Origin of the sequence: Bordetella parapertussis (assembly GCF_020735925.1) — a bacterium.
GTDB classification, from domain to species: domain Bacteria; phylum Pseudomonadota; class Gammaproteobacteria; order Burkholderiales; family Burkholderiaceae_B; genus Bordetella; species Bordetella pertussis.
The window spans coordinates 2,333,798-2,358,694 of record NZ_CP085971.1; the positions used below are offsets into that span (position 1 = coordinate 2,333,798).

Genomic DNA, 24,897 nt, shown 5'->3' on the forward strand with positions numbered 1-24,897 from the left:
GTCATAAATGTATCCATGCCTTGATACGCGGGTTTACACGTAAGCGCTTGGCGTTGCCGTGCCCCTCGGGAAGAATGGCCTGCATGGGTGGCGGCGTTGCCGCTATCCATGCAGGCCTGGAACGGTGTCGCGGCAATCGACCCCGTTCCGTTGGGCCACGGGGCGTAGCTGACGGCTGCTTCTCGGGATCGCCGGCTGGCGATTTAGTTTTTCTCCTGTGCTTTGAAAGGCGGCGCCGCTTGCGGGCCGCTTTTTTTTCGCTTGGCGTCGGCGCTGCGCGAGGCTCTACACTGTGAGGTCAAGCAACAACCGACACGAAGGCGAGGAAGCCATGAACCGCACACAGCAATGGATGGAAGACCTGCAGAAGAACATTTCCGATCTGATCGCCCGCAGCCCCGCGGCGGATGTGGAGCGCAATGTGCGCGCGATGATGACGCAGACGTTCGCCCGGCTGGACCTGATCACCCGCGAAGAATTCGAGGTGCAGGTGGACCTGCTTGCCCGGGCGCGTACGCGGGTCGATCAATTGTCGGCGCAGGTGCAGCAGCTGGAAGCCCGCCTGGCCACGCTCGAAGCCGGCAAGCCGCAAGCATAGGCAACCCTCCGGCCGCTCCCGCGGCGTGACGTTTCCGGCACGGCGCGCCCCCACGCCAGCTCCGTCTTGGCCATACTGGCGCATCGTCATCGCAGGGGAGTTGGCCATGACCCTGGCCGTATTGGCCAGCCGGGCGATCGCCGGCTGGCAGGCGCCCGCCGTGCGCGTCGAGACCCATCTGGGCAGCGGCCTGCCCGCTTTTGCCATCGTCGGGCTGCCCGACGTCGAGGTCCGCGAAAGCCGCGAACGGGTGAGGGCGGCAATCCAGAACAGCGGCTTCGATTTCCCGCCCGGCCGCATTACCGTCAACCTGTCGCCCGCTGACCTGCCCAAGGCCTCGGCGCGCTTCGATTTGCCCATTGCGCTGGGTATCCTGCTGGCCAGCGGCCAGGTGGCCGCCAGCGCCGCGCAAACGGCGGCGCTGCCCGATTGCGTGTGGGCGGCCGAACTGTCGCTGTCGGGCGCCCTGGTGCCGCTGGCCGCGCCCTTGGCCCTGGCGCTGGCCGTGGCACGCGAGCAGCCGGGTGCGACGCTGGTGCTGCCGGCTGGCAGCGCCGCCGTGGCCGCATGGGTGCCGGGCATCCGGGTGCTGGCTGCCCATACGCTGGGCGAGGCGGCGGCGTACCTGGCCGGGCACGCCGAGCTGGCGCCAGCCGAGCGCCGCAGCTGGCCCGAGGTCGAGCCCGGTCCGTGCCTGTCCGACGTGCGGGGCCAGCCGGCTGCCCGGCGCGCCTTGGAAGTGGCGGCCGCCGGCGGCCACAGCCTCTTGATGTGCGGGCCGCCCGGGGCGGGCAAAAGCATGCTGGCGCAACGCCTGCCGGGCCTGCTGCCGCCGCTGGAGCAGCGCCAGGCGCTGGAAGTGGCGGCCATCGCGGGCGCCGGCGGAGCGCCCGAGGTCCTGCGCGGCCAGCCGCCGTTTCGGGCCCCCCATCACTCCGCCTCGGCCGCCGCCCTGGTGGGCGGCGGCGCCAGGCCTCGCCCGGGCGAGATCAGCCTGGCGCACCATGGCGTGCTGTTCCTGGACGAACTGCCCGAGTTCGAGCGTCGCGCCCTGGAGTCTCTGCGCGAGCCGCTGGAGACCGGCAAGGTCGTCATCTCCCAGGCGCTGCACAGCGTCGAGTATCCCGCCGTATTCCAGCTGGTGGCGGCCATGAATCCGTGCCCCTGCGGCTGGCGCGGGCATGCGTCGAAGGCCTGCCGCTGCACGCCGGACCAGGTGCGCCGCTATGCGGCGCGCGTGTCCGGGCCGCTGGTCGATCGCATAGACCTGTGGATCGAGCTGCCCGCCACCGAGCCGCAGTGGCTGGCCGAACCGCCGGGCGAGCCCTCCCTTCCGGTGCGCGAGCGCGTGGCGCGCTGCCGCCAGCGGCAGTTGGCCCGCCAGGGCTGCCTGAACGCCAAGCTGTCCGGCCCGGCGCTCGATGCGCATTGCGCCCTGGGCGCCGCGGCCCGCACGCTGCTGCAGCAGGCCATGCGGCGCCTGGGCGGCTCGGCGCGCGCCGCCCATCGCGCGCTCAGGGTGGCGCGCACCCTGGCCGACCTCGCGCACGAGCCGGAGATCGGCGCCGCCCATATCGCCGAAGCGGTACAGTACCGCCGTCCCACGTAGCCGGCCGCAATCGGGGGCGGAACAGCGCGGGGCAGACAAGGGCGCTGCGCAGGCCGCTCGACAAACGGGGCGAAATCGCCATATAATTAAAGGCTTTCCGGCGCTTGTGCGACCTTTTTTGCCGCAGGGGCCGGGAGAGCGGGGCATTAATGAGGGGATTGCCGCCAGGCAAGGCCTCAGGAATCGCGCCCGAAGCAGTACCCATGAGCAGCACCAATAAGTGGACACAGGTTCGACCAAGTTTTGTCGCCCGGTTGGCAACTTGCAGTAGCCGGCGCCAAGCACCTGTAGCCATGTACATCAACATCCTCTAGGAATCATCATGCCCAAGATGAAAACCAAGAAAAGCGCCGCCAAGCGCTTTAAGGTTCGCGGCAGCGGATCCATCAAGCGTGGTCAGGCGTTCAAGCGTCACATCCTGACCAAGAAGACCACCAAGAACAAGCGCCAGCTGCGCGGTTCGGCTGCGGTCCACGAAACCAACGTCGCTTCCGTGAAAGCGATGATGCCTTTCGCTTGATAAGGGAGATCTACTATGCCTCGCGTTAAACGCGGCGTTACCGCCCGCGCCCGTCACAAGAAAGTCATTGCCGCCGCCAAGGGTTACCGTGGCCGTCGTGGCAACGTATTCCGCATCGCCAAGCAAGCGGTCATGCGCGCCGGCCAATACGCCTACCGCGACCGCCGCAACAAGAAGCGCACGTTCCGTGCCCTGTGGATCACCCGTATCAACGCCGCCGTGCGTGAGCAGGGCATGAGCTACAGCGTGTTCATCGCCGGCCTGAAGAAGGCTGCGATCGAACTCGATCGCAAGGTGCTGGCCGATCTGGCCGTGCGCGACAAGGCCGGTTTCGCGGCCATCGTGCAGCAAGCCAAGGCTGCCTTGGCTGCCTGATCGCGTACATACATCGCGGATCGCTGCAAACGGGGCTGTAATGGCCCCGTTTGCGTTTTGAAGGCTCAAATTCCATGACATTACTGGTCGACGACCTGGTTTCTCAGGCTCAAGAACGATTCGCCGCTGCCTCCGACGCCGCCGCGCTCGAAAACGCCAAGGCGCGCTTTCTGGGCAAGGAAGGCGCGCTGACGGTCCTGCTCAAGGCACTGGGCAAGCTGGACCCCGAGCAGAAGCGCGAGATGGGCGCCCGCATCAATCAGGCCAAGCAGCAGATCGAAGCGCTGCTCAACGCCCGCCGCGCCGCGCTGGCGCAGGCCGAGCTGGATGCCCGCCTGGCCTCCGAAACCATCGATGTCACCCTGCCTGGCCGCGGCAAGGCCGCCGGCGGGATCCACCCGGTCATCCGTACCTGGGAACGCGTCGAAGAAATCTTCCGCTCCATCGGCTTCGACGTGGCCGACGGTCCCGAGGTGGAAAACGACTGGACCAATTTCACTGCCCTGAACAACCCGCTGGACCACCCGGCGCGGTCGATGCAGGACACCTTCTACGTCGACATGCACGATGCCGACGGCCTGCCGCTGCTGCTGCGCACGCACACCAGCCCGATGCAGGTGCGCTATGCGCGCATGCACAAGCCGCCCATCAAGGTCATCGCGCCGGGGCGCACCTATCGCGTCGACAGCGGCGCCACCCACTCGCCCATGTTCCACCAGGTCGAGGGGCTGTGGATCGCCGAGGACATTTCGTTTGCCGACCTCAAGGGCGTGTACACCGACTTCCTGCGCTGCTTCTTCGAAAGCGACGATCTGGTCGTGCGCTTCCGGCCGTCCTTCTTCCCGTTCACCGAACCGTCGGCCGAGATCGACATGATGTTCACCTCCGGACCCAATCGCGGCCGCTGGCTGGAAATCTCGGGTTCGGGCCAGGTGCATCCGCAGGTCGTGCGCAACTTCGGGCTCGACCCCGAGCGCTACATCGGCTTTGCCTTCGGCTCCGGGCTGGAGCGCCTGACCATGCTGCGTTACGGCGTCAACGACCTGCGCCAGTTCTACGAAGGCGATTTGCGCTTCCTGCGCCAGTTCAACGAATAAATACGGGCAATCATGCAATTTCCTGAATCCTGGCTACGTTCGCTGGTCAACCCTTCGATCGGCACCGATGAGCTCGCGCACCGGCTGACCATGGCCGGCCTGGAAGTCGAAGAAACCGAGCCGGCCGCCCCGCCGTTTACCGGCGTGGTGGTGGCGCGCATCGTCGACATCGCGCCCCATCCCGACGCCGACAAGCTGCGCGTGTGCCAGGTCGACGACGGTTCGGGCGCCTTGCTGCAGATCGTGTGCGGCGCGCCCAATGCGGCCGCGGGCCTGACCGTGCCGCTGGCGCGCGTGGGCGCCGAACTGCCCGGCGGCATGAAGATCGGCGTGGCCAAGATGCGCGGCGTGCAATCCTCGGGCATGCTGTGCTCGGCGCGCGAGCTGGGCCTGTCGCAGGATCACGCAGGCCTGCTCGAACTGCCGGCCGCGTTGCGCCCGGGCACCGATATCCGCGCCGCGCTGGACCTGGATGACACCTTGTTCACGCTCAAGCTGACGCCCAATCGCGCCGACTGTCTGTCCATCTTCGGTGTGGCCCGCGAAGTCGCCGCGCTGACCGGCACGCCGCTTACGGCGCCGGCGGCCGAGCCCGTGCCGGTCACGATCGACCATCGCCTGCCGGTCGCCATCCAGGCCCCGGATCTGTGCGGCCGCTTTGCCGGGCGCGTGATCCAGGGCGTCAACGCGCGCGCCGCGACGCCCGAATGGATGAAGACGCGCCTGGAGCGCGCCGGCCAGCGTTCGGTGTCGGCCCTGGTCGATATTTCCAACTACGTCATGCTCGAGGTGGGGCGTCCCTCGCATGTGTTCGATCTCGACAAGATCGGCGGCGATCTCTCCGTGCGCTGGGCGCGCGAAGGCGAAACGCTCGAATTGCTCAACGGCCAGGCCGTTGCGCTGGACCCCAAGGTGGGCGTGGTGGTGGCCGGCGAACAGGTAGAGAGCCTGGCCGGCATCATGGGCGGCGAAGCGACCTCGGTGACGCTGGATACGCGCAACATCTATCTCGAGGCGGCATTCTGGTGGCCCGGCGCGATCGCCGGCCGCGCGCGCCGCTACAAGTTCAGCTCCGAAGCCAGCCACCGCTTCGAGCGCGGCGTGGACTACGCCTCGATCCCCGAGCACATCGAACTGATCACCCGGCTCATTCTCGACATCTGCGGCGGACAGGCCGGCCCGGTCGACGACCAGTGCGTCAACCTGCCCGTACGCGAGCCCGTGCGCATGCGGCTGGCGCGCTGCCACCGTGTGCTGGGCGTGGCGGTGGAGCGTGCCGAAGTGGCGCAGATCTTCACCCGCCTGGGCCTGCCGTTCCAGGAGCAGGGCGACGACTTCGTCGTGACGCCGCCGTCGTACCGCTTCGACATCGAGATCGAGGAAGACCTGATCGAGGAAGTCGCACGCGTCTACGGCTTCGAGCGGATTCCCGACGTGCCGCCGGTGGCGCGCGCCAAGATGCACGCGCAGCCCGAAGCGCGCCGCGGCGCGCACGCCGTGCGCCGCCTGGTGGCCGCGCGCGACTATCAGGAAGTGGTCAATTACAGCTTCGTCGAAGCCGCGTGGGAACGTGACTACGCCGGCAACGACAACCTGGTGCGCCTGGTCAACCCCATCGCGAGCCATTTGTCGGTGATGCGCTCCAGCCTCATCGCGGGGCTGGTCGCCATCGTGCGCCACAACGCCAATCGCAAGCAAAGCCGCGTGCGCCTGTTCGAACTGGGCCGCGTGTTCCATCGCGATCCGCAACTGGCCGACGGCCCGCTGGAAGTGGCGGGCGTGCGCCAGCCGCTCATGCTGGCGGGCGTGGCCTGGGGCGGGGCGGTCGAAGAGCAGTGGGGCGTGCCGCACCGCCAGGTCGACTTCTACGACGTCAAGCAGGACGTCGAGGCCCTGTTCGGCGCGCGCGCCGACGCGTTGCGCTTCGTCGCCGACCGCTATCCCGCCCTACATCCCGGACGCAGCGCCCGCATCGAGCTGGACGGCCAGCCCATCGGCTGGCTGGGCGAACTGCATCCGCAATGGACGCAGCAAGCCGACCTGCACCATGCACCGGTCGTCTTCGAGCTGGACTTCGAGGCGCTGGCCGAGCGGCGCCTGCCGGCGGTGCGCGAGCTGTCGCGCCAGCCTGCGGTCGTGCGCGATCTGGCCTTGTGGGTCGATGCGAAATTGCCGGCCCAGGCCATGCTCGATACGGTGGCCGCGGCCATCGCGCGCGATCCGCAACTGTCGGTGGTGCAGGATGCGCAGGTGTTCGACGTCTGGCGCGAAAAGCCGGTGGCCGGGCAAACTGTTACCGAGAAAAGCCTTGCTTTCCGATTCTGGCTACAGGACACTGAGGTCACGCTGGACGAAGCCCGCGTTGCCGATTGCATTGCCCGCATCAAGGATGCGCTGGTTGCCGCGCACAACGCGCGCCAACGGGCCTGATCATCATGGGGACCACTATGCTTGCCGAGCCGCGTACGTTGACCAAGGCCGAGCTGGCCGAACTGCTCTTCGAGCGGGTCGGCCTGAACAAGCGCGAAGCCAAGGACATCGTGGACACCTTTTTCGAAGAGATCCGCGACGCGCTTGCGCGCGGTGACTCGGTGAAATTGTCGGGGTTCGGCAATTTCCAGGTGCGGGACAAGCCGCCCAGGCCCGGCCGCAATCCCAAGACGGGCGAGACCATCCCCATCGCGGCGCGGCGCGTGGTCACCTTCCACGCCAGCCAGAAACTCAAGAGCGTGGTCGAACAGCCCAGCTCGCCGCCGGACCCCGCCTCTGCGGAGTGATACGCTTTGTCGGCAATTGTCATCGGCTCATTCAGGCCTCGCGGCATAAAATCCCCTTATGACACGTACCGAACCCACTGTAACCACGCTACCGCCCATTCCCGCCAAACGCTATTTCACCATCGGTGAGGTCAGCGATCTCTGCGGCGTAAAACCCCACGTGCTGCGGTACTGGGAGCAGGAATTCACGCAACTCAAGCCCGTCAAGCGGCGCGGCAATCGCCGCTACTATCAGCATCACGAAGTGCTGCTGATCCGCCGCATCCGTTCGCTGCTGTACGAACAGGGCTTCACCATCAGTGGCGCGCGCAACCGCCTGGGCGATGCGCGCGACGCCGCGCACGATGCAGAAGCCGCGGTGCGGCTGAGCGCGGGCGAGCTGCAGGCCCTGCGCAACGAGCTCGGCGACATCTCCTCGATGCTGGGCGAGGCGCTGGGCGGCCAGTCCGAGAACGCGGCCAACGCCTGAGCAAAGCCCGGCCGCTCAGGTACGGCAGGCCGCGACGCCGCCTGGTTCTTCGCGAACCGGCGGCGTTTTCCTTGGGCGCTCGCAAACGCGGCCGTCCAGGCACGGCGTGCCGGCAAAATTTGCGATGCAGTGCGTGCACGCATTTTTCAGTTCTGATATACTTTCGTTCTTTCGGGGCGTAGCGCAGCCTGGTAGCGCACTTGCATGGGGTGCAAGGGGTCGCGAGTTCGAATCCCGCCGTCCCGACCAGTAGTTCCAAGGCCGTCAGTGATCACATCACTGACGGCCTTTCTCTTTTGGCTTTTCTCTTTTGCGGCTTCAGTTTGCCCGGTGCAAGAGCGGGCACGAGCGCAACGAAGGGGGGCGGTAGTGGCTTGTGGTTAAGCCATTACACGTTTAGTCAAGCGCGGCCGCGCGGACGGGACTACAGTGGAGAATCCCCCACAACCCGAAGGAGAGTTTGATGATGATCGAAAACCTCCCCAGAATGCGTCGCGCCGGATGGGCGGCTGCGGCGATTGCCGTCGCCGGCCTGGCGTTTACCGGATGCACGACGACTACGCCCAACAACCAGGCGGCGGCCGACCAGCGCAACGAGATCAACGCCGGCGCCGACGCGACGCTGTCGAAACTCTACACCGCTTCGCCGCAGGCCAAGGATCTGGTGCAGCGCGCGCGTGGCGTGCTGGTGTTCCCGTCGGTGATGGGCGCCAGCTTCATCGTCGGCGGCGAGCACGGCAAGGGCGTGCTGCGCACGGGCGGCAAGAATGCGGGCTACTACAGCACCACCAGCGGTTCGGTGGGACTGCAGGCGGGGGCACAGTCGCGCGCCTACGTGCTGTTGTTCATGACCGATGAGGCGCTGGCGCAATTCCGCCAGAGCAGCGGTTGGACGGCGGGCGCCGATGCGTCGGTGGCGGTCGCCACCATAGGGGCCAATGGCCGTATCGATACCAACACGGCCAAGCAGCCGATCGTGGGCTTCGTACTCAACAACGCGGGCCTGATGGCGGGCGTGTCGATCGAAGGCGCCAAGATCAACAAACTGGATCTGTAGTCCGCGCCGGGCTGCCCGTGGGCAGTCCGGCACGCTTCCTCGGCCCGTGCGCGCGTGGACAGGCGCGCGGGCGCCTGGTTTTGCGCCCCCAGGGGGGCGGTCATTCCAGGGACATGAACATCGCGAACGCGATGGGGATGATGAGCAGGAAGGCGAAGGTCGAACTGATGACCGTTGCAGAAATCTTGACCAGCGTTTCACTACCGGCGGACTGAATCGTCTTGGCAAGCAGCGCCAGAATACTCAGTATCGCCAACGACGAAAAAACTGCCACGTATTCCATGTTGCCTCCTAGCGTCCATGCCAGCTTGGCGTAGGACGTCCCGTTGTTTACGGCTTGCTGTTCTTGTGTCCCCATTGTGCGCCTCAATGTGTAGGAAGTGTCTGAGGGTTTTCCAGGGGCGGATGGGCAGGCGCCGGCGCGCAGCAGCAAGGCATGGCAGGCGCGCTCTTGCGCCGCGCTGCAGCAACGGATGATGGGAGGAGGGAAAAAAGTGTTGCCGGGGCAGGCCCGGCGACGATTGTGCGGCGCGCCGTGGTCAGGGCGCGGCGGGTTTGCCGATCCAGCACAGCAAATGGGTGCGCAGGAACGGGCACAGGCTGTTGACAGGTGCGTACAGTGTGGCGGGCAGGCGACGCGCCAAGGGCGGGGCCAGCGTGATCCTGGCGGTGTGGATGCGGGCGTGGGGGAACAGCGCGCGTACTTCGCGCAGCGGTACGCCGCGCACATTCGGGTTGCGCGGGTTGTTATAGGCGAAGTCGTACCACAGCACGCCGCCGCCTGGTTTGGTCCAGTGCCACATCCGTTGCGCCAGATCGCGCCGCGCCTGGGCATCCAGTATGGACGTGAACACGGTCGATTGATAAAGCACGTCGAAGCCTTCGCGCTCCAGGTCCAGGTCCAGGGCATTGCCCGCCAGGATGGGGACGGCCTGCGGCAGGCGGTGGCGCGCCTGTTCGACGCGGCTGTCCATGAGGTCATTGCCCATCAGGTTGGCGGGATCGAAGCCCAGGCGAATCAGGTCGAGCAGATTGCTGCCCGAGCCGCAGCCGACCTCCAGCACGCGAGCCTGCGCGGGCGGCACCGACAGGTGCTGCCGCAGCATGTAGGCCAGCGCGCGATCGCGCTCGTGTTGAATACGTTGATTGACCGGCAGCAGAGGGATGTAGCGCGCATTCAGGTCGGCGTTGGCCGCGCGCGCTGTATAGACATCTTTCAGCGTGTCGGTCCACTCATGGGAAGACGGGGCCATCGGCGCTCCGTTAGGTGAATGGACAACTGACAAACGCCTTAACAATAGCGTGCCGATTGCGTGGCATGCAAGAACCGATGCACGGCGATGCGGCACCGAATTTTCCCGATCCGGGCAATAACCTAGGCGGGTTTATGCGGGCTGGTGTGCACCACGTAGCGAACGAACCCGCTATGCGGTGTGTATTGGTCGTACAGCGCCCGGGCGCGATAGTTGTTTTCCCGGGTGTTCCAGTACAGGCGCGACCAGCCGCGTGTCCGGGCCTCGTCCACCAGCCAGTCCAGCATGCGCCGCCCTGCGCCCTGGGCGCGCGCCTGCGGATCGACATACAGATCCTGCAGGTAGCACACCGGCGCCAGGGTCGAGGTGTTCTCGTGCAGCAGGTAGTTGGCGATGCCGAGCACGCCGTGCGTGGCGCTTTCGGCCACGATGGCGTAGACGGCCTGGGCCGGGTCCATGATGCGGCGCCAGGTATGGCGGGTCACGGCCTCGACGGGTTCGCGTTCGTAGAAGCGCGTATAGCCGTCCCAGAGTTCGCGCCAGCGCGGTTCGTCGCCCGGCCGTACGGGGCGGATCAGCAGGTCGCGGGGCGCCATGGTCAGCGGGTCAGTTCGGCGCGCGCGTTGTCCAGGTCCTGCTGGGCCTCGCGCAGCTTGCGCTCGGCCTTGGCGATGTCGTCGGCGTCGCCTTCCTGCCGCTCTTCGTCCAGTTCACGCTGGCGTTCGGCCACCTTGTCGGTGGCGTCGCGCACATCGCGCTCGCGGTCGGCCCGCAGGCTTGCGTCGTCGCAATGCCGGGCGCCCGCCAGCGCCTCTTCGAGGCCCTTGATGCGGCCGGTGTTGCCATGGGCGCGCGCCTGCGCCAGCTCGGTCTCGATGCGGTCCTGCTTGGCCGCGCAGCCGGTCAAGGGCGCGGGGGGCTGCGCCAGGGCCTGGTCGCATGCCAGGATGGTTGCTGCCCAGACTAGTCGTGACATAAGCTACCTCGTCGCGGTCGCAAAGGCTTGATCATACGCTGACGCAGACATTGCCGGCACATGGGTGGATCGCGGCGCCCGCAATCCGGCATCGCGGCGTTTTCCCTGCGTGAGGTGAACCATCATGAATCGACGTGGATTCGGGGCCGGCATGCTGGCGGCCCTGGGGGCGGCGTGCATGCCGCCATGGGCGCGCGCCGGCATGCGGCGCGCGGCGCGGCCGGCCGATGCGGCGGCGCAAGCGCAGCGCCAGCTTGCGCTGCTGGAGCAGCGGCATGGCGTGCGCCTGGGCGTCCAGGTGCACGATCGCGACAGCGATCGCGCGTTCAGCCATCGGGCCGACGAACGCTTTCCGATGTGCAGTACCTTCAAGCTGCTGGCCGCCGGCGCCGTATTGGCGCGCGCAGACCGCGGCGACGATAGCCTGCGGCGCCTGATCCGCTACGGCGCGGCGGACATCGTGGCGTATTCGCCGGTCACCGGACCGCGCCAGGCCGAGGGCATGACGCTGGAGCAATTGTGCGAGGCGGCCGTCACGCGCAGCGACAACACCGCGGGCAACCTGCTGCTGTCGACGCTGGGCGGCCCGCCCGGGTTGACCGCCTACGCGCGCGGCCTGGGCGACCGGATGACGCGGCTCGATCGCATCGAGACCGCGCTCAACGAGGCCAGGCCCGGCGATCCGCGCGATACCACCACGCCGGCCGCCATGGCCGGCAACCTGCAGCGCCTGTTGCTGGGCGATGCCTTGCAGTCGGCTTCGCGCCAGCGGCTGGCCGATTGGTTGCTGGCCAGCCAGACCGGCGATACGCGCCTGCGCGCCGGCCTGCCCGCGGGTTGGCGTATCGGCGACAAGACGGGCGCGGGCGGCCATGGCACCAACAACGATATCGGCGTCATCTGGCCGCGCGATGGCGCGCCGGTGCTGATCTCGGCCTATCTCACCCAGTCCAGCGCCTCGCGCGAGGCGCAGAATGCTGTGCTGGCAGAAGTGGGTCGCATCGCCGCCCATGCGGTGGCGGCGTGGCGGCTTGGCAGCTAGCCTCGGGGCGCCGTTCAGTTCTTCTCGGCGGGCGGCTGCGGCTTTTCGTCGCAATAGAAGGTGACCACGGCCTTCTTGGGCATCAGTCCGGTCGCGTGGTTGGACGTGATTTCCGGACGCGCGAACTTGCGCCCCTGGGCTTCGCAGTACTGGCGCGCGCGTTCGCGCGCCTGGTTCTTGATCTCGACCCAGGTCGCCGCCTTCATGCCCGCGTTGTAGCTGACCGTGTACTGATTCTTGGCGACCGGCGTGACCTCGCTCATGCTGGAGCAGGCGGCCAGAAACAGGACGAGCATGGGGGCGAGCAGACGTAGCGGCATAGGTGCATCCGGACGGGCCGGGGACTGGGGGTTGGTGGCGGTTCCCACAGTGTAGCCTTGTCGCGTCAGCCCGGCGCGATGGCGCTGCGGCGGTCCAGCCTGCGGCTGAGCACGATGGATGTCTGCGTCTGTTTCACGCCGTCGATCAGGCCGATGTGGTCGAGCAGGTCGTCGAGCTGCTCATGGGTTTCGCAGCGCACCCCGTAGCCGGCGATCACGCCGTCGCGCTCCAGACGTGCAATGCGTGCGACGACAGTGCTGCGCGCAAGATGCAGCTTGCGCGCCAGGATGGCGGCGGGTTCGCGCGCGTTGGCCTGCAGCAGGCTGAGCAATTGCCGGTCGATGGCGTCGAGTCTTGGATCCATGGCGGGCGCAGGGCGGTTGCGGTCTGGCGCACGGTACAGGGCGGCCGGCGGTGGCGTCAACCGCGCCGCCTCAATCGGGTTCGGTGGGCAGCCCGCCCTGGTAGATCCTGCCGCCGAACTCGAAGTGGCCGATCGCGCGCGCAGCGGCCTCGAAAAGACGGTCTTGCTGGCCGTCCACGGCGGGCGTGGCGTGCCGTGGCTCGAAGCGGCATATATCGTCGTCGCGCCCGAACCAGGCGCGGGCCACCAGGGTGTCGACGCCGGCCTCATGCGCGAAGTGGGCGAACTCGCGCAATTGCTCCATCTCGTGGAAGGCGCCGGACAGGCTGCTCAGGGTGATGCCGAATTTGACTTCGGTCACCGGCTCCGGCGCCACGGCGCCCGGTGCGGGCAATGGCTCGCCATCGTCGTAGTCGAACCGCGCGCCGATATTGCGCATGCGTTCCAGGACCAGCCGCCATTGGGCTTCCGGCAAGGCCAGCCGGGCGGCCATGTAAAGCAGGCGCTGGCGGCCCAGCGCATGCGGTTCGGCTCCGTCGACATAGCGCGGCCAGGGCGTCTGGTCGTCGAGGCCTGCCAGCTGGTTCATCTGTGCGGTACTGTAGTGCAGGGTTTCCTGCAGTCGACGCAGCGCGGCCGGACTGGGCGGCGCATAGTTGCGTATCGTCTTCATGGTTGGCCTCCGCTTCCACCCGGCCTGGCCGGCTTGCCTGGCCGTCGATCCATGCTAGCGCCGCCATCGCGGCCTGCATAGCGGTAACGGGCTGCGTGCTAGCATGCGACCCAGAAAATTCTGCGACATAGAGGGTGATATGGATATTCAAGAACAGATTGCAGTGATTGTGCATACGGTGTCGCATCAAGGTGGGCGTATCGATGCGCTTCATTCGACGCTGGCGTCGGTGTTGCACCTGGTCAAGGGGTCGCCTGGATTGCGCGAGGCGATCGAGGCGCACCTGGAGCAAAGCTACGCCAACCTGCTGGCACGCTCGGAGAACCCGCAGTACGTGGCCGGCTTCGAGAGCGTGCGCGATACCGTGGTGGCCGCGCTCAAGTAGCAAGTTGCCCACATCTTCTGTGGACAAGCCTTGGGATAGCCTGCGCGTAGATCGAAAATTCCTCGCTGGAACAAGGACTTGTCCGGGGCGGGCAATCCGGGAGCGGGCGGCGGGCTACAGGCCGGCGGCGACGATATCCGCCAGGCGCTTCATGGCCGCGGCAATATCGGCGGTATAGGGGACGCCGCAGCTGATCCGCAGGAAATGATCGTAGCGGTTCGAGTTCGAGAACATCGGGCCCGGCGTGATGCGGATGCCGGCCCGCAGCGCCTGCTCGAACACGCGCATGGCGGGCATGCACGCGGGCAATTCCACCCAGAGCAGCATCCCGCCCGTGGGCACGCTCAGCCGCGTGCCGTCCGGAAAGTGGCGCGCGACGGCGGCCGCCATGGCTTCACGCTGCACGCGCAGCGTCTGGCGCAGGCGCGCCAGGTGGCGGTCGTAGGCCTTGGTGCCCATATAGTCGGCGGCCGCGGCCTGGGGCAGCGGCGGGTTGGGCCGGCTTTGGGCGAATTTCAGCATGCCGATGCGCCGGCTCCAGCGTCCGCCCAGCATCCATCCCAGCCGCATGCCGGGAGCCAGCGTCTTGTGCAGCGATGCGCAATAGATCACGTTGCCGCTGTCGTCCCATGATTTGAGCGCCAGCGGCGTGCCATGGTCGCCCAGCGCGCCATAGGTGTCGTCCTCGATGAGGGCGATACCGGTGCGTTCGCACAGCGTGACCAGCCGGGCTTTGTCGCTATCGTCCATGACGCAACTCAGCGGGTTCTGGAAGTTGGGCACGACGACGACGGCGCGAACGTTCGCGTGCGTCTGCAGCGCCAGCTCCAGCGCTTCGATCGAAATGCCGCGCTGCGGGCTGGTGGGTATTTCCAGCGCGCGCAGGCCCAGGCTTTCGAGGATTTGCAGCAGGCCGAAGTAGGTCGGCGATTCGACCGCGATCGTATCGCCTGGCCGCGCCACCGCGCGCAGGGCCAGGTTGAGGGCTTCGATGCAGCCGTGCGTGACCAGCACTTCGTCCGGGGCCGCACTGATGCCGCATTCCATCGCACGGCGCGCCAGCACGGCGCGGAACTCCGGATGGCCGTAGGGCGGCACGGGCGCTGTCAGCAGTTCCGGCGTGTGCCGCGCCGCGCGCGTGAGCGCCAGCTGCAGCGCTCGCATCGGATAGGCCTGCGGCGGGGCGGCGGCCAGCGCGAAGTCGGCGCTCAGCGGATGCTGCTGGCACGACGCAATGAAATCCGAGACCCGGTCGTGGATGCCGACGTATTGCGCGGGATCGAGCGCGCCCTTGATATCGGGCTCGGGCACCGGCGCAAGAGCCGGACGCCGCGGGCGCAGGACAAAATAGCCCGAGCGCGGGCGGGCCTCGATCAGGCCGTCGTCCTCGAGCTGGCGGCATGCCTGCAGGGCAGTGGACAGGCTGACGTGATGGGCGCGCACCAGATTGCGTACCGAAGGCATGCGTTGCGCCGGGGCCAGTACGCCCGTCTGGATGGCGCGGCGATAGTGGTCTGCTAGGCGCAGATACAGCGGCTGCGTGTTCATGGCGCGATGGTGCATCGGCAGGGCTGGCCGCAACAGGCACAGTTGTGGTGAAAAACAACCATAACAGAGTTCGATTTCCAGATCTGTATCGATACAGACAGCCTGTTGCTGTGCCTGTTGCGGCGCGGCGCGGACCGGTAGCCTGAAGACCTGTCTACCGATGTCATACGAGGCTGTCATGGATCGCTCGCTGTATTCCACGGAACCCGCGGACCGCGCTGTTGCGCATGCCACGCGCCTGCAACTGGCTGCCGGGGCGGGGCTGTGCCGCCATGCGCGAGGCGGCGCTCAATTGATCTGCCTGGAAGGGCGGGTGCGGGTGGTGGAGCATTGCGCGGGCCAGGACGGCGCGGGCGTGCCGGTCGACGTTCCGCTGGTGGCGGGGCAGGCGCACCGCGTGGAATTCGGTGGCGCCGTGACGGTGCGCGCACAGGCGGCGGCGCTGGTCGTGTGGGTAGAGCCGGCGTCGCGGTTGCGCGCGATGCTGGCTGTCGCGCTGCAAGGATTTTCAAAATGGGTTATGATTACGTTCATCAGACGCGGGGTGGAGCAGTCTGGCAGCTCGTCGGGCTCATAACCCGAAGGTCGTAGGTTCAAATCCTGCCCCCGCAACCAGATCAAAAAGGCTTGGCGATTCATCGCCAGGCCTTTTTTGTTTTCGCAGTCGCAGTCGCAGCTTTGCGCGCTTGGCGCGGCGGGGCTTCTTGCCAGCCCTGCTCATGCGCTACCATGGGCCACCCGAGCGACCTTGTCGCATCCAAGGAGGGGACATGGGAACTGCCAAGTACGATCATCCCGGTTATCTGGCCGACGCCGGCGCCGCCGGTACGTATCACGTCGGTGTCTGGTGCCCGCACGGTTATCCCGCCCACGTCCATATCGGCCGCGCCGGCAGCCAGGACGATGCGCGCCTGCGGCTGCGCATTCCCGACGGCGTATTCCAGTCCATGCCCGACGACATGGAAACATTGTGCCGGCGCGCTTTCGGGCAGGCGCTGGCCGAAGGCCTGCTGGCCGCGAGCGAAGGCGATTTCCAGGAGGTCCGGCTGCGCCTGGACGCCCAGCCCTGGAACGGCCCGTTGGCGGCGGCGCAACCCGCCTGAGCGCGGTTACCCACAGGCGATGTGGACAACCCTTGGGATAGGGTGCGCACATCTGCCTAATCCCGCGTCAAAACAAGGACTTGCGCAACGTGCTCAAGAAAGGGGCTGAGCAAGGCGGCCGGCAGGCGCCCGCCGGCATGCTCAGCCGCACTGGCGCTGGATCGCGGCGGGATCGGTCACGTAGTGATTGCCGTTGCCTTGCAGCGTCCGGATGCGCTGGTCGCGCGCACGTTCCCAGTCGTCCACCGGGTAGGCGTGCGCCCATACGCACAGCACGCGCCGGTCCTCGCGCGACAGCTTCAGCCTGTAGCGCTCGACCATGTAGAACTGGATGCGCGCGATACGGCCGCGCACGTACTTGCGCGGCTGTATGCGGCGGGTCTTGAAGTCCACGATGGTTTCGCACTGGCCGTACATGGGGGCGGGCCGATCGGCCCAGACGGCGTAGCGGAAGTTCTGCCGGTCGCCGTTGACCTCGCCGACCGACGGCACCAGGTTCACCAGGTCGCCTTCGGCGCGCGCGAACACGGGGTCGGTCCGGCCGCAATGCTTGCGTCCGCCCGGCTTGCCGTTGACGCGCTGTTGCCAGCACTGGCGCTGGTGGCCCAGCGTCCAGGCCGGCACCACATGCTCCCATTCCAGTTGCTGCGCACGCCGGGGCTGCTTGCGCGGCGCGTAGCCACAGGCTTGCAGGTCGATGCGCTTGCCCTGGTACGGGCAGCCGCAGTAGAAGTCGCGCTCCAGGCTCTGGTAGACGCGTGGCAGCACTTTCTTGGCGTGCCGGAAGTCGCGGTGTCCGACGGCGTTCGGACGGGTGACCAGCTCGGCCTGGGCGGCCAGCGGCAGGCTGAGCAGCGCAGCCAATACAACAGCATATTTCATGGCGCAGCATTGTAGGTGGATTGCCTACGCCATGCGTCACAGGATGGCGCGCGCATGCAACTGATTGCGAGTGCTTGCTGCAGAAAGCACGCCGCTGCGTTATCCTGAGCCGGTCCGGCTCGGACCCGCCGGCTTTCCCGTCGCTCGTTCGACGCTTCCCAGTCCAGGAGATGTCATGAAGAACAAAGCTCTCATTGTTGTGCTGCTTGCCATGGCCGCGCTGTCCGCGGGTTGCAATACGGTTGCCGGCGCGGGCAAGGATATCGAGCGAGGTGGCGAAAAAATCCAGGGTGCGGCCCAGAAGTAGCGCAAGGCGGCGTAGCTAGCCGCGCCATGCGCAGCCGCCTGCCGCGATAGGGCGCCAAGGCGGCTTTTTCATTGGGCGCGTTGATGCATAATCCGTCCGTTGCATTACTTGGAGCAGGAGTCGATATGCGCAGGGTAGGGTTGATCGGAGCGCTGCTGGCCGCCGGTGTGTTGAGCGGGTGCGCCAGCCAGGGCCTGCTGTCGGGCGATACGCCCGGACTGTCCGAAAGTTTCATCGTCACGGCCGATTTCCAGGCGGCGTATCGCCGCGCCGGCGAATACGTGCGCGTCTGCCACGAGCAGCGACCGCATCCGTACGGCGTGGTGTACCAGTCGTCGCGGCGCCTGGGCGACCGTGGCGCGCCCAACGAGGTGCATGTGTTCAAGCGGGAAGAGCCCACCAAGATCCTCGAAATCATCCAGTCGCAGACCGAGACGCCATCGACGGCCCGGGTGACGGTCAGGGTGCTGGGCGATGGCAAGTGGGATGCGGCGGAGATTGCCGCGGCCAAGGCCTCGATCCAGTCGGCCACGCCGGTGTGTAGACAGGACGTCGGCTGAGATGGAGCACGGCGCGGACGAGCGTACGGGCGACAGCGGGCAGGGCTTGCTCGCCGGCCCCTTGCGTCTGCTGGCCGGCCTGAACGGCCTGGCGGCGTTGATGCTGGTCGCGTTTTCTCTGGGCATCGTCGGCGGCGAGGTGGTGCCGCCCGCCTTGCAGGCGCCTCTGGCCCTGTTTCTGGCAGGGCTGGCCGCCGCGATGGCCGCGATGTTGTTCGGCACGGCCGCCCGCTATCTGCGGCGCCGCAAGGCCGCCGGCGTGCGCGGTCGCGGCCATCTCCCCGCCGTGGTGCTGGCGATTGCCCTGTATCTCGCCAGCGTCGCGGCCTTTGGCGCGGGCTGCTGGCTGGCGGTCGCCCCGGCCGATACCGACTACGACCAGCTACCCACGGTATACGCAACCCGCGTCTGACCCGCGCCACAGTGCCGGTTATATACGCAAAAAATCATGGACGTCGGTTTTTTGGTCGAATAATATGCGCATTGCGTATATTTGCATTCCTTCCTGGGGCCGCCCATGTCCATTTCCCAACAAGCCTTTCTGCGCGACGCGATGCGTCGCCTCAACCTGACGCGCGACGTGTTCGCCGGCCGCATCGGCGTCAAACGCCGCGCGCTGGATACGTGGCTGTTGCCCGAAGGGTCGCAGGAATTTCGCGCGATGCCCGAAGTGGTGGAGCGCTTTGTCAGCGAAATCGTGCAGAACCGCGACTTGCTGGAGAAATATACGCAGAGCGGGCAGGTGGGCCCCTTGCGCGACCGCATTGCCGTCGAAGGGCGTCATCAGCTGCTGTCGGTCGACCAGTTCACCCGCGAATCGGTGGAAGACCTGTTCCGCGTGGCGGACATGATGCAACCCATTGCGCGCCGCCAGAAGGTGTCGCGGGTGCTGGAAGGCGCGGTGCTGGGCAACCTGTTCTTCGAGGCCAGCACGCGGACTCGCGTCAGCTTCGGCGCGGCGTTCTGCCGCCTGGGCGGCTCGGTCTGCGACACCACGGGCTTCACGTTCTCGTCCATGGCCAAGGGCGAGTCCATCTACGATACGAGCCGCGTGATGAGCGGCTACGTGGACGCCATGGTCATCCGCCATCCCGAGCAGGGGTCGGTGGCGGAGTTCGCCCAGGCGACCAATATCCCGGTGGTCAATGGCGGCGACGGCCCGGGCGAGCATCCCAGCCAGGCCCTGCTGGATCTGTACACCATCCTTACCGAGTTCTCGCGCCTGGGCAAGCTGCTCGACGGCGCGCACATCGCCATGGTCGGCGACCTGAAGTACGGCCGCACGGTGCACTCGCTGATCAAGCTGCTGGCGTTGTACAAGGGCGTGAAGTTCACGCTGATCTCGCCGCAGGGGCTGGAGATGCCCGACTACATCGTCGAGCAGGCCAGCCGCAACGGCAATGTGATCGAGCAGAAAAGCACGCTGGCCGAGGGCCTGGCGGGCGCGGACGTCATTTACGCCACGCGTGTGCAGAAAGAGCGCTTCGCCAACGAAGAGGCGGGCGAAGGCTATACGGCGGACTTCCAGGTCAGCCGCGCCATCATCGACGCCTACTGCGGTCCGGATACCATCGTCATGCACCCCTTGCCGCGCGACAGCCGGCCGGGGTCCAACGATCTGAGCACGGATCTGAACCACGACCCGCGCCTGGCGATTTTCCGCCAGACCGACAATGGCATTCCGATCCGGATGGCGATCTTCGCGGTGCTGCTGGGCGTGGAAGGGCTGGTGCAGCATTCGATGCGCGACGTGACGTGGCAGCATCCGTCGCACATCGGCCCCGACGACTCGGTATTCCACGGCCTGGACTAGGCCGTGCCGCGTGGCGCGTCGACGCCACGCATTTCCGCCTCAGACGCGCTTTTCCCCGCCCAGCGAGTCGACCAGCTCGGCCAGCAGCTTGGCCACTTCGCCGGTCATGAGCGTCATGTCCGAATCGAACTTCTCGTCGTCGTTCTGGGTGGCCGCGTCCGGGTTCTCCTTGAGCACGTCCAGCGGCGCGACGCGCTTGACGTCCAGCGATTCGGTCAGCACGAACGACACCCGATCGGCCCAGGTCATGGCCAGGCGCGTGCATTGCTTGCCGGACTGGATATGGCGCCGCACATCGTCGACGTCGATCGAGTGCTTGACGTAGCGGATCGCGGCGCGGCTTTCGCCGGAGGCGCGCAGCTCCGTATCCTGGTCGATCGAGAAGTTGGCGGGCGCTTCGTCGGCCGCCAGCCACCCCGTCATCGCCGCGGCGGGCGATTGCTCGACATAGAGATTGTCCAGCGGCAGCGGGTCGATCGTCTTGGCCAGCAGGCCGATGACCTCGTCGGCCTTCGCGGACGCGGCCGCATCGATCACCAGCCAGTGGTTGACGGTATCGATCCAGACGCGCGTGTCGCGGTAGATGCTGAAGGCCTTGGGCAGCAGCTCGTCGGTGACGCGCTCCTTGATTTCCTTCATCTGCTTGCGGCCAGGCTTGTAGCCTTGCTGCTCTTCGATTTCCTGCGCGCGGGCCTTGGCGACCTGATTGACGACCGTGGTCGGCAGCAGCTTCTTCTCGGCGCGCAGCGTCAGCAGGATCTGGCCGTTGAGCGTATGCGCAAGCAGGCCGTTCTCGCGCGGGGATATCCACCCCAGGCTCTGCATTTCGAGGTTATTGCCGCCCTGGTAGGCAAAGCGGGCAAGGCATTCTTCCAGCTGGTCGCCATTCAAGGCCCAGGGCGCGGAAAGCCGGTAAATCTTGAGATTCTTGAACCACATGGCGTCGGGCAAAAGGATTGATTCTATACGACCGGGGCCCACTCATGCACCCGCGCCGTCGCAGGCATTGACACGACACCTTCTGTCACTGACAGTGTGCAGGCGTTCGGGTATCGTCCGGCGCATCTACCACTTGCCGCAAGGGGAGAGAAGATGAAGCCAGCCACCATCGTAGGCGCCGTTCTGATCGTGTTGGGCGCTGCCGCCCTGGTCTACAAGGGGTTCTCGTACACGTCGGAGGAGACCGTGCTGCAAGTCGGGTCCGTCAAGGCCACCGCGCAGACGGAGAAAGACGTCGCCATACCGAGCTGGGCCGGGATCGCCGCGATCGTGGTCGGCGTGCTCATCATCGGGGTGGGCATGCGCCGCTGAGGCGGCGCCGCGAGGCAAAAAAAGGCCCGACACATCGTGCCGGGCCCGTACGGGGCACGCAATGCCGCGTCAATAAGGCTCGCGGGGAACACGGCATTGGTGTCAGAGTACTGGCCCTGCAATCCGCGGACAGGGGATCGTTTGTCCATGGATTGGCGCAAGGCCGTGATCTGAGCGATCAGTCTAATCCTGGAGGTCTGACAGCGTCCTGAATCGGACGGCGTCTCCAGGCCTTGGTGTCGGGCCTGCAGCGCGGGCCGGCTTACAGTACGCCGGTGCGCTGCAGATCGGCGATCTGCGCTTCGCTGCGGCCCAGTTCGCGCAGGATCGACACGCTGTCGGCGCCCAGGGCGGGCGGGCTGGTCTCGCCGCCCACCGGCGCGCGGTTGTAGTGAAAGGGCGCGCCCACATACTTGACGCCCTCGTTATCGACCAGGATCCGGCGGTGCGCCACCTGCGGGTCCCGGGCCACTTCGGGAATGCTGTTGATCGGGCTGCATGGCACATCGGCCGCCTCCAGGCGCGCGATGAAGTCATCGCGGCGGCCGCTGGCGAACACGGCATTGAGCAGCGGCTCGAGCTGGCTGTGATTGAGCGCGCGCATCGGGCCGTCCTGGAACCGCGGGTCGTGCAGCAGGGGCTCCAGGTCCAGCGCCGCGCAGAAGCGCTGCCATTGCGGTTCGGTATCGACGCATACCGCGATCGGGAAGTCCTTGGTCTCGAAAGACTGGAACGGGGCAATCAGAGGGTGCCGGCTGCCCAGGCGCTCGGGAACGTCGCCCGCGTTCAGGTAGCGCGAAATCGCGTTTTCCATCAGCGCCATCTGGCAATCCATCATCGAGACGTCGATGAAGGCGCCTTCGCCGCTGCCGTGCCTGCCTTCGATCGCCGCCAGGATCGCCACCGTGGCGAACAGGCCGGAAGCGATGTCGCCGATCGAGACGCCCACGCGGGCCGGCGGGCCGCCTTCCTGGCCGGTGATGCTCATCATGCCGGATATGGCCTGGGCAATCACGTCGAAGGCGGGTTTGTGGCGATAAGGGCCGGTTTGGCCATAGCCGGAGATCGAGGCGTAGACCAGGCCCGGGTTCAGTGCCTTGGCATCGTCATACCCCAGGCCCAGCCGGTCCATGACGCCGGCCCGGTTGTTCTCGACCAGGATGTCGCTGCGAGCGATCAGGTCGCGCAGGATCTGCTTGCCTTCCTCGGTTTTCAGATTGACCGCGATGCTGCGCTTGTTGCGGTTGACGCTCATGAAATACAGGCTTTCACCGCCGTGAAAGGGCGCGATGGCGCGGGCGAAGTCACCTTCGCCCGGCCGCTCGACCTTGATGACCTCGGCGCCGAGCAGCCACAGCAGCCACGTGCAGTAGGGGCCGGCGAGCATATGGGTGATGTCGAGGACTTTGAGGCCAGCCAGAGGCTTGGCCGGTGCAGATTGTGCAAGCATGGAGAGATGGGCGACAGGGCGCCATGAGGGCTGAGATGCAACGATGTTGCAGCCTGCTTCGCTCCAGCACAATCGCTTAGTTTGTCGCGCATCCGTGCATTTGATGCACTGCTTGTGCAATCAGGCCCGGCGCGGGCCTAGGAGAGGGCTTCGGTCAGCCATTGGCGGACGGTCGCAATGGCCGGGTCGTTCCATTTGTGCTCGGGGGCGACGAAGTAGTAGCCGCCCATCTGTACGGAGACGTTGGGCAGCACCTCCACGAGATCGCCACGCGCGATCCGGTCGTTGGCCAGGAGCTCGCTGACCAGCGCGATGCCCTGGCCCAGTTGCGCGGCCTCCATCGTCAAGTGCCCGTGCCACAAGCGCGGGCCGCGCAGGATGGGCAGCTGCGCCACGCCCACGGAGCCCAGCCATTGCTCCCACTGATCCGTGGACTGCTCGTGCAATAGCGGCAAGTGAACCAGGTGTTCGGGTTCGCCGATGTCGGGAAAGCGCTCCCGGAATGCCGGGCTGCACACGGCCAGGATGCGCGGGCGCGAGAACATCTCCGCGCGCAGGCCGTCGCCGATGAACGGCTGGGTCAGGTAGATGATTTCGGCGTCGGCCTCATCCTTGTTGAAGTCGGGCCGGGCAGTGGTGGGTTGGAGGATCAGCTCCTTGCCGTCGAGCCGGCTCTCCAGCTCGGGCAGGCGCATCAACAGCCGGCGAGAGGCGAGGCCAGCCATGCAGCAGACATGGATGGCGTCGCCCCGGCCATGGACGAGTTCACCGCAAGCGTCCGCGATGAGGTCCAGCGCGCGCCGCGTCTTGGCGGCGAAGCGCTGGCCTTCGCGCGTAAGGGCCAGGCCTCGGCCGTCCTTTTTCACCAATCGCGTGCCGACGGCATCTTCCAGGTTCTGGATATGGCGCGATACGACGGTATGGGAAATCGCCAGCAGGTCGGCCGCGGCGCGGATGCTGCCGCTGCGGCTGAACGCATCAAATGCACGGACGGCAATCAAGGGGGGAAGGCGGCGATAGATCACGATGATTGAAGGTTGCCTCGAAAACCAGATATAGCGCCATTTTTGGAGGAGTTGCCGCAATAGGTGTAATCCCGAGTCTGGGTGCGTACGGCGCAATAGGTGCGTAAAAGCTGCCGATAGACGTCTCGCAAACTGCTTGTTGGCCCTGGGGGATTCGGACATTCTCTGCCTCAGCAGCGCGGCCATGCCGCGCCTGGTCAGAACAAGGGGAAGTCATGAGTATTTCCAATCGCGCGGCCATCGTCGGCCTGTGCGAATCGCCGCGCCGCCATGCGCCCGAGGTGCATCCGTACCAGATCCAGATGGAGTGCGTGCAGGGCGCCCTGGTCGACGCCGGGCTGAGCCTGGCGGACGTGGATGGGCTGTGCGTGGCGGCCGGCGACTGGGCCGAGGGGGGCGGGGTCAACAGCGTGACGGAGTTTGCCGAATATGCCGGCCTGCGTCCCACCTGGTTCAACAGCACGGACGTGGGGGGTTGCTCCTACATCGTGCACGCGGGCCACGCCGCCGCGGCCATCGCGGCGGGCCTGGCCGAGGTCGTCGTGATCAGTTATGCGGCCACGCCGCGTTGGTGGCCGCTGAGCACGCCGTCCTTCGACCCCTTTGTCTTCCCCGCCGGCCCGGGGCAGTACGAGCTTCCCTATGGCCCGACCCTGATCTCGGCCTACGGGCTGTATGCGCAGCGCCACATGGCGCGATACGGCACGACGGCCGAGCAACTGGCCAGCGTGGCGGTGACCTTCCGGACCCATGCGGCCGCCAATCCTCATGCCAGGCTGCGCACGCCGATCACGGTGGACGACGTGCTGGCTTCGCCCATGATCGCCTCGCCGCTGCACAAGCTGGATTGCTGCGTCGTGACCGACGGCGGCGGCGCCGTGGTGATGACCAGCGCCGAGCGCGCGCGGGACTTGCGCCACAAGCCGGTGCTGCTGTCCGGTTTCGGCGCGGCGACGGCGCGCACGCAGCTCTCGCAGATCGCGCCGGACCTCTCGACACTGGCGACGCTGTCGGGGCCGCGGGCCTTCGCGATGGCGGGCCTGTCGCCGGCCGACATCGATGTCGCGCAGCTCTATGACGCTTTCACCATTACGCCGCTGCTGGCGCTGGAAGACCTGGGGTTCTGCAAGCGCGGCGAAAGCGGCGCTTTCGCCGCCGACGGCCAACTGACGCTGGGTGGCGCGCTGCCCTGCAATACGGACGGTGGCGGCCTTTCCTCCAACCATCCTGGGAAGCGCGGCATTTTCGCCCTGATCGAGGGCGCGCGGCAATTGCGCGGCCAGGGGCCGGGCGTGCAGGTGCCCGATGCCGGGCGGGCCCTGGTCCACGGCCTGGGCGGCACTTTTTGCGCCGCGGCCACTGCCATTCTTACCGTGTGAGGA

The 24,897-nt window shown here is 66.8% G+C and carries 30 protein-coding genes and 2 tRNA genes; 20 read left to right on the top strand and 12 right to left on the bottom strand.

The window, feature by feature from the left end:
* The first annotated feature begins 331 nt into the window (after positions 1-331).
* The 10 genes from LK409_RS11055 to LK409_RS11100 all read left to right on the top strand — a co-directional run bounded on the left by LK409_RS11055 (position 332) and on the right by LK409_RS11100 (position 8,502).
* The gene (locus LK409_RS11055; RefSeq protein WP_041937222.1) at positions 332-598 is read left to right on the top strand and encodes an accessory factor UbiK family protein; all 267 of its coding nucleotides are present in this window, start codon (positions 332-334) and stop codon (positions 596-598) included.
* Between the two features lie 106 nt (positions 599-704).
* Positions 705-2,207: a YifB family Mg chelatase-like AAA ATPase gene (locus tag LK409_RS11060; protein WP_010928622.1), complete on the top strand. Its 1,503-nt coding sequence runs from the start codon at positions 705-707 to the stop codon at positions 2,205-2,207.
* A 322-nt stretch (positions 2,208-2,529) separates the two neighbouring features.
* The gene (gene rpmI / locus LK409_RS11065) at positions 2,530-2,727 is read left to right on the top strand and encodes a 50S ribosomal protein L35 (RefSeq protein WP_003812834.1); all 198 of its coding nucleotides are present in this window, start codon (positions 2,530-2,532) and stop codon (positions 2,725-2,727) included.
* A 15-nt stretch (positions 2,728-2,742) separates the two neighbouring features.
* Positions 2,743-3,102: a 50S ribosomal protein L20 gene (rplT, locus tag LK409_RS11070; protein ID WP_003812832.1), complete on the top strand. Its 360-nt coding sequence runs from the start codon at positions 2,743-2,745 to the stop codon at positions 3,100-3,102.
* A gap of 74 nt (positions 3,103-3,176) precedes the next feature.
* Positions 3,177-4,199, top strand: coding sequence for a phenylalanine--tRNA ligase subunit alpha (gene pheS / locus LK409_RS11075; RefSeq protein WP_010928623.1), 1,023 nt, complete (start codon positions 3,177-3,179; stop codon positions 4,197-4,199).
* Positions 4,200-4,211: 12 nt separating this feature from the next.
* The gene (gene pheT, locus LK409_RS11080) at positions 4,212-6,629 is read left to right on the top strand and encodes a phenylalanine--tRNA ligase subunit beta (protein WP_010928624.1); all 2,418 of its coding nucleotides are present in this window, start codon (positions 4,212-4,214) and stop codon (positions 6,627-6,629) included.
* Positions 6,630-6,634: 5 nt separating this feature from the next.
* A complete protein-coding gene (locus LK409_RS11085; RefSeq protein WP_003812826.1) occupies positions 6,635-6,976 on the top strand; it encodes an integration host factor subunit alpha in 342 nt (113 codons plus the stop codon).
* Positions 6,977-7,034: 58 nt separating this feature from the next.
* Positions 7,035-7,445, top strand: coding sequence for a MerR family transcriptional regulator (locus LK409_RS11090; protein ID WP_003812822.1), 411 nt, complete (start codon positions 7,035-7,037; stop codon positions 7,443-7,445).
* A gap of 172 nt (positions 7,446-7,617) precedes the next feature.
* Positions 7,618-7,694, top strand: a tRNA-Pro gene (locus LK409_RS11095).
* Between the two features lie 214 nt (positions 7,695-7,908).
* Positions 7,909-8,502, top strand: coding sequence for a BPSL1445 family SYLF domain-containing lipoprotein (locus tag LK409_RS11100; protein WP_010928625.1), 594 nt, complete (start codon positions 7,909-7,911; stop codon positions 8,500-8,502).
* A gap of 100 nt (positions 8,503-8,602) precedes the next feature.
* Here the strand turns inward: LK409_RS11100 and LK409_RS11105 are convergent, their stop codons facing one another.
* The 4 genes from LK409_RS11105 to LK409_RS11120 form a co-directional block, all read right to left on the bottom strand.
* Entirely contained in the window at positions 8,603-8,785 is a 183-nt protein-coding gene (locus tag LK409_RS11105; RefSeq protein ID WP_004567479.1) for a hypothetical protein, read from the bottom strand.
* Between the two features lie 256 nt (positions 8,786-9,041).
* Positions 9,042-9,755 carry a class I SAM-dependent methyltransferase gene (locus tag LK409_RS11110; RefSeq protein ID WP_003812818.1) on the bottom strand — a complete coding sequence of 238 codons (714 nt, stop codon included), beginning with the start codon at positions 9,753-9,755 and terminating at the stop codon, positions 9,042-9,044.
* A gap of 122 nt (positions 9,756-9,877) precedes the next feature.
* Entirely contained in the window at positions 9,878-10,351 is a 474-nt protein-coding gene (locus LK409_RS11115; protein ID WP_010926362.1) for a GNAT family N-acetyltransferase, read from the bottom strand.
* Between the two features lie 2 nt (positions 10,352-10,353).
* Positions 10,354-10,731 carry a DUF1090 domain-containing protein gene (locus tag LK409_RS11120; RefSeq protein WP_010928626.1) on the bottom strand — a complete coding sequence of 126 codons (378 nt, stop codon included), beginning with the start codon at positions 10,729-10,731 and terminating at the stop codon, positions 10,354-10,356.
* 124 nt (positions 10,732-10,855) lie between these two features.
* On the opposite strand from LK409_RS11120, the gene LK409_RS11125 reads away from it, so the two are divergent.
* Positions 10,856-11,773, top strand: coding sequence for a class A beta-lactamase BOR-1 (locus LK409_RS11125; protein ID WP_010926363.1), 918 nt, complete (start codon positions 10,856-10,858; stop codon positions 11,771-11,773).
* 14 nt (positions 11,774-11,787) lie between these two features.
* Here the strand turns inward: LK409_RS11125 and LK409_RS11130 are convergent, their stop codons facing one another.
* The 3 genes from LK409_RS11130 to LK409_RS11140 all read right to left on the bottom strand — a co-directional run bounded on the left by LK409_RS11130 (position 11,788) and on the right by LK409_RS11140 (position 13,131).
* Positions 11,788-12,141, bottom strand: a complete 354-nt coding sequence (locus LK409_RS11130) for a hypothetical protein (RefSeq protein WP_003812810.1) — start codon at positions 12,139-12,141, stop codon at positions 11,788-11,790.
* 17 nt (positions 12,142-12,158) lie between these two features.
* Positions 12,159-12,458, bottom strand: a complete 300-nt coding sequence (locus LK409_RS11135) for an Lrp/AsnC family transcriptional regulator (RefSeq protein WP_041937223.1) — start codon at positions 12,456-12,458, stop codon at positions 12,159-12,161.
* A gap of 70 nt (positions 12,459-12,528) precedes the next feature.
* Positions 12,529-13,131 (bottom strand): hypothetical protein, encoded by a 603-nt coding sequence (locus LK409_RS11140; RefSeq protein ID WP_003812806.1) that lies wholly within the window; start codon positions 13,129-13,131, stop codon positions 12,529-12,531.
* 103 nt (positions 13,132-13,234) lie between these two features.
* On the opposite strand from LK409_RS11140, the gene LK409_RS11145 reads away from it, so the two are divergent.
* Positions 13,235-13,516: a hypothetical protein gene (locus LK409_RS11145; protein ID WP_003812804.1), complete on the top strand. Its 282-nt coding sequence runs from the start codon at positions 13,235-13,237 to the stop codon at positions 13,514-13,516.
* A gap of 114 nt (positions 13,517-13,630) precedes the next feature.
* Here the strand turns inward: LK409_RS11145 and LK409_RS11150 are convergent, their stop codons facing one another.
* Positions 13,631-15,079, bottom strand: coding sequence for an aminotransferase-like domain-containing protein (locus LK409_RS11150; protein WP_010928628.1), 1,449 nt, complete (start codon positions 15,077-15,079; stop codon positions 13,631-13,633).
* A gap of 523 nt (positions 15,080-15,602) precedes the next feature.
* Between LK409_RS11150 and LK409_RS11155 the strand changes: the two genes are divergently transcribed.
* Both LK409_RS11155 and LK409_RS11160 read left to right on the top strand, forming a co-directional pair.
* Positions 15,603-15,679 (top strand) — tRNA-Met (locus LK409_RS11155).
* Between the two features lie 155 nt (positions 15,680-15,834).
* Positions 15,835-16,167 carry a hypothetical protein gene (locus LK409_RS11160; RefSeq protein WP_003812801.1) on the top strand — a complete coding sequence of 111 codons (333 nt, stop codon included), beginning with the start codon at positions 15,835-15,837 and terminating at the stop codon, positions 16,165-16,167.
* Positions 16,168-16,308: 141 nt separating this feature from the next.
* Here the strand turns inward: LK409_RS11160 and LK409_RS11165 are convergent, their stop codons facing one another.
* Complete coding sequence (locus LK409_RS11165) at positions 16,309-17,049, bottom strand: endonuclease (protein WP_010928630.1); 741 nt, start codon at positions 17,047-17,049, stop codon at positions 16,309-16,311.
* A 175-nt stretch (positions 17,050-17,224) separates the two neighbouring features.
* Here LK409_RS11165 and LK409_RS11170 point away from each other — a divergent pair, with 175 nt between their 5' ends.
* The 4 genes from LK409_RS11170 (at position 17,225) to LK409_RS11185 (ending at position 19,729) form a co-directional block, all read left to right on the top strand.
* Entirely contained in the window at positions 17,225-17,356 is a 132-nt protein-coding gene (locus LK409_RS11170) for an entericidin A/B family lipoprotein (RefSeq protein ID WP_010928631.1), read from the top strand.
* A gap of 125 nt (positions 17,357-17,481) precedes the next feature.
* Complete coding sequence (locus tag LK409_RS11175) at positions 17,482-17,916, top strand: BPTD_2524 family lipoprotein (RefSeq protein WP_015039598.1); 435 nt, start codon at positions 17,482-17,484, stop codon at positions 17,914-17,916.
* A gap of 1 nt (position 17,917) precedes the next feature.
* Positions 17,918-18,328: a hypothetical protein gene (locus tag LK409_RS11180; RefSeq protein WP_010928633.1), complete on the top strand. Its 411-nt coding sequence runs from the start codon at positions 17,918-17,920 to the stop codon at positions 18,326-18,328.
* A gap of 105 nt (positions 18,329-18,433) precedes the next feature.
* Positions 18,434-19,729 carry an aspartate carbamoyltransferase gene (locus LK409_RS11185; RefSeq protein ID WP_010928634.1) on the top strand — a complete coding sequence of 432 codons (1,296 nt, stop codon included), beginning with the start codon at positions 18,434-18,436 and terminating at the stop codon, positions 19,727-19,729.
* A gap of 39 nt (positions 19,730-19,768) precedes the next feature.
* On the opposite strand, the gene LK409_RS11190 is transcribed toward LK409_RS11185, so the two are convergent.
* Positions 19,769-20,668 (bottom strand): recombination-associated protein RdgC, encoded by a 900-nt coding sequence (locus LK409_RS11190; RefSeq protein ID WP_010928635.1) that lies wholly within the window; start codon positions 20,666-20,668, stop codon positions 19,769-19,771.
* 153 nt (positions 20,669-20,821) lie between these two features.
* Here LK409_RS11190 and LK409_RS11195 point away from each other — a divergent pair, with 153 nt between their 5' ends.
* Positions 20,822-21,040 (top strand): hypothetical protein, encoded by a 219-nt coding sequence (locus LK409_RS11195; protein ID WP_003812786.1) that lies wholly within the window; start codon positions 20,822-20,824, stop codon positions 21,038-21,040.
* Positions 21,041-21,302: 262 nt separating this feature from the next.
* Here the strand turns inward: LK409_RS11195 and LK409_RS11200 are convergent, their stop codons facing one another.
* Together LK409_RS11200 and LK409_RS11205 are read right to left on the bottom strand one after the other, a co-directional pair.
* A complete protein-coding gene (locus LK409_RS11200; RefSeq protein ID WP_010928636.1) occupies positions 21,303-22,610 on the bottom strand; it encodes a CaiB/BaiF CoA transferase family protein in 1,308 nt (435 codons plus the stop codon).
* A gap of 17 nt (positions 22,611-22,627) precedes the next feature.
* On the bottom strand, positions 22,628-23,515 hold the full coding sequence (locus LK409_RS11205) for a LysR substrate-binding domain-containing protein (protein ID WP_003820443.1): 888 nt from the start codon (positions 23,513-23,515) through the stop codon (positions 22,628-22,630).
* A 215-nt stretch (positions 23,516-23,730) separates the two neighbouring features.
* Here LK409_RS11205 and LK409_RS11210 point away from each other — a divergent pair, with 215 nt between their 5' ends.
* On the top strand, positions 23,731-24,894 hold the full coding sequence (locus LK409_RS11210) for a thiolase C-terminal domain-containing protein (RefSeq protein ID WP_010928637.1): 1,164 nt from the start codon (positions 23,731-23,733) through the stop codon (positions 24,892-24,894).
* The last annotated feature ends 3 nt before the right edge of the window (positions 24,895-24,897 follow it).

Bases quoted from the DNA above. Each gene is read 5' to 3' on its own strand.
- LK409_RS11165 (WP_010928630.1), bottom strand. From the start codon at position 17,049: ATGAAATATGCTGTTGTATTGGCTGCGCTGCTCAGCCTGCCGCTGGCC.
- LK409_RS11125 (WP_010926363.1), top strand. From the start codon at position 10,856: ATGAATCGACGTGGATTCGGGGCCGGCATGCTGGCGGCCCTGGGGGCG.
- LK409_RS11150 (WP_010928628.1), bottom strand. From the start codon at position 15,079: ATGCACCATCGCGCCATGAACACGCAGCCGCTGTATCTGCGCCTAGCA.
- LK409_RS11090 (WP_003812822.1), top strand. From the start codon at position 7,035: ATGACACGTACCGAACCCACTGTAACCACGCTACCGCCCATTCCCGCC.
- rpmI (WP_003812834.1), top strand. From the start codon at position 2,530: ATGCCCAAGATGAAAACCAAGAAAAGCGCCGCCAAGCGCTTTAAGGTT.
- pheT (WP_010928624.1), top strand. From the start codon at position 4,212: ATGCAATTTCCTGAATCCTGGCTACGTTCGCTGGTCAACCCTTCGATC.
- LK409_RS11110 (WP_003812818.1), bottom strand. From the start codon at position 9,755: ATGGCCCCGTCTTCCCATGAGTGGACCGACACGCTGAAAGATGTCTAT.
- LK409_RS11060 (WP_010928622.1), top strand. From the start codon at position 705: ATGACCCTGGCCGTATTGGCCAGCCGGGCGATCGCCGGCTGGCAGGCG.
- LK409_RS11145 (WP_003812804.1), top strand. From the start codon at position 13,235: ATGCGACCCAGAAAATTCTGCGACATAGAGGGTGATATGGATATTCAA.
- LK409_RS11105 (WP_004567479.1), bottom strand. From the start codon at position 8,785: ATGGAATACGTGGCAGTTTTTTCGTCGTTGGCGATACTGAGTATTCTG.
- rplT (WP_003812832.1), top strand. From the start codon at position 2,743: ATGCCTCGCGTTAAACGCGGCGTTACCGCCCGCGCCCGTCACAAGAAA.
- LK409_RS11180 (WP_010928633.1), top strand. From the start codon at position 17,918: ATGGAGCACGGCGCGGACGAGCGTACGGGCGACAGCGGGCAGGGCTTG.
- LK409_RS11185 (WP_010928634.1), top strand. From the start codon at position 18,434: ATGTCCATTTCCCAACAAGCCTTTCTGCGCGACGCGATGCGTCGCCTC.
- LK409_RS11190 (WP_010928635.1), bottom strand. From the start codon at position 20,668: ATGTGGTTCAAGAATCTCAAGATTTACCGGCTTTCCGCGCCCTGGGCC.
- LK409_RS11140 (WP_003812806.1), bottom strand. From the start codon at position 13,131: ATGAAGACGATACGCAACTATGCGCCGCCCAGTCCGGCCGCGCTGCGT.
- pheS (WP_010928623.1), top strand. From the start codon at position 3,177: ATGACATTACTGGTCGACGACCTGGTTTCTCAGGCTCAAGAACGATTC.
- LK409_RS11210 (WP_010928637.1), top strand. From the start codon at position 23,731: ATGAGTATTTCCAATCGCGCGGCCATCGTCGGCCTGTGCGAATCGCCG.
- LK409_RS11055 (WP_041937222.1), top strand. From the start codon at position 332: ATGAACCGCACACAGCAATGGATGGAAGACCTGCAGAAGAACATTTCC.
- LK409_RS11170 (WP_010928631.1), top strand. From the start codon at position 17,225: ATGAAGAACAAAGCTCTCATTGTTGTGCTGCTTGCCATGGCCGCGCTG.
- LK409_RS11120 (WP_010928626.1), bottom strand. From the start codon at position 10,731: ATGTCACGACTAGTCTGGGCAGCAACCATCCTGGCATGCGACCAGGCC.
- LK409_RS11160 (WP_003812801.1), top strand. From the start codon at position 15,835: ATGGGAACTGCCAAGTACGATCATCCCGGTTATCTGGCCGACGCCGGC.
- LK409_RS11085 (WP_003812826.1), top strand. From the start codon at position 6,635: ATGGGGACCACTATGCTTGCCGAGCCGCGTACGTTGACCAAGGCCGAG.
- LK409_RS11175 (WP_015039598.1), top strand. From the start codon at position 17,482: ATGCGCAGGGTAGGGTTGATCGGAGCGCTGCTGGCCGCCGGTGTGTTG.
- LK409_RS11115 (WP_010926362.1), bottom strand. From the start codon at position 10,351: ATGGCGCCCCGCGACCTGCTGATCCGCCCCGTACGGCCGGGCGACGAA.
- LK409_RS11195 (WP_003812786.1), top strand. From the start codon at position 20,822: ATGAAGCCAGCCACCATCGTAGGCGCCGTTCTGATCGTGTTGGGCGCT.
- LK409_RS11135 (WP_041937223.1), bottom strand. From the start codon at position 12,458: ATGGATCCAAGACTCGACGCCATCGACCGGCAATTGCTCAGCCTGCTG.
- LK409_RS11100 (WP_010928625.1), top strand. From the start codon at position 7,909: ATGATGATCGAAAACCTCCCCAGAATGCGTCGCGCCGGATGGGCGGCT.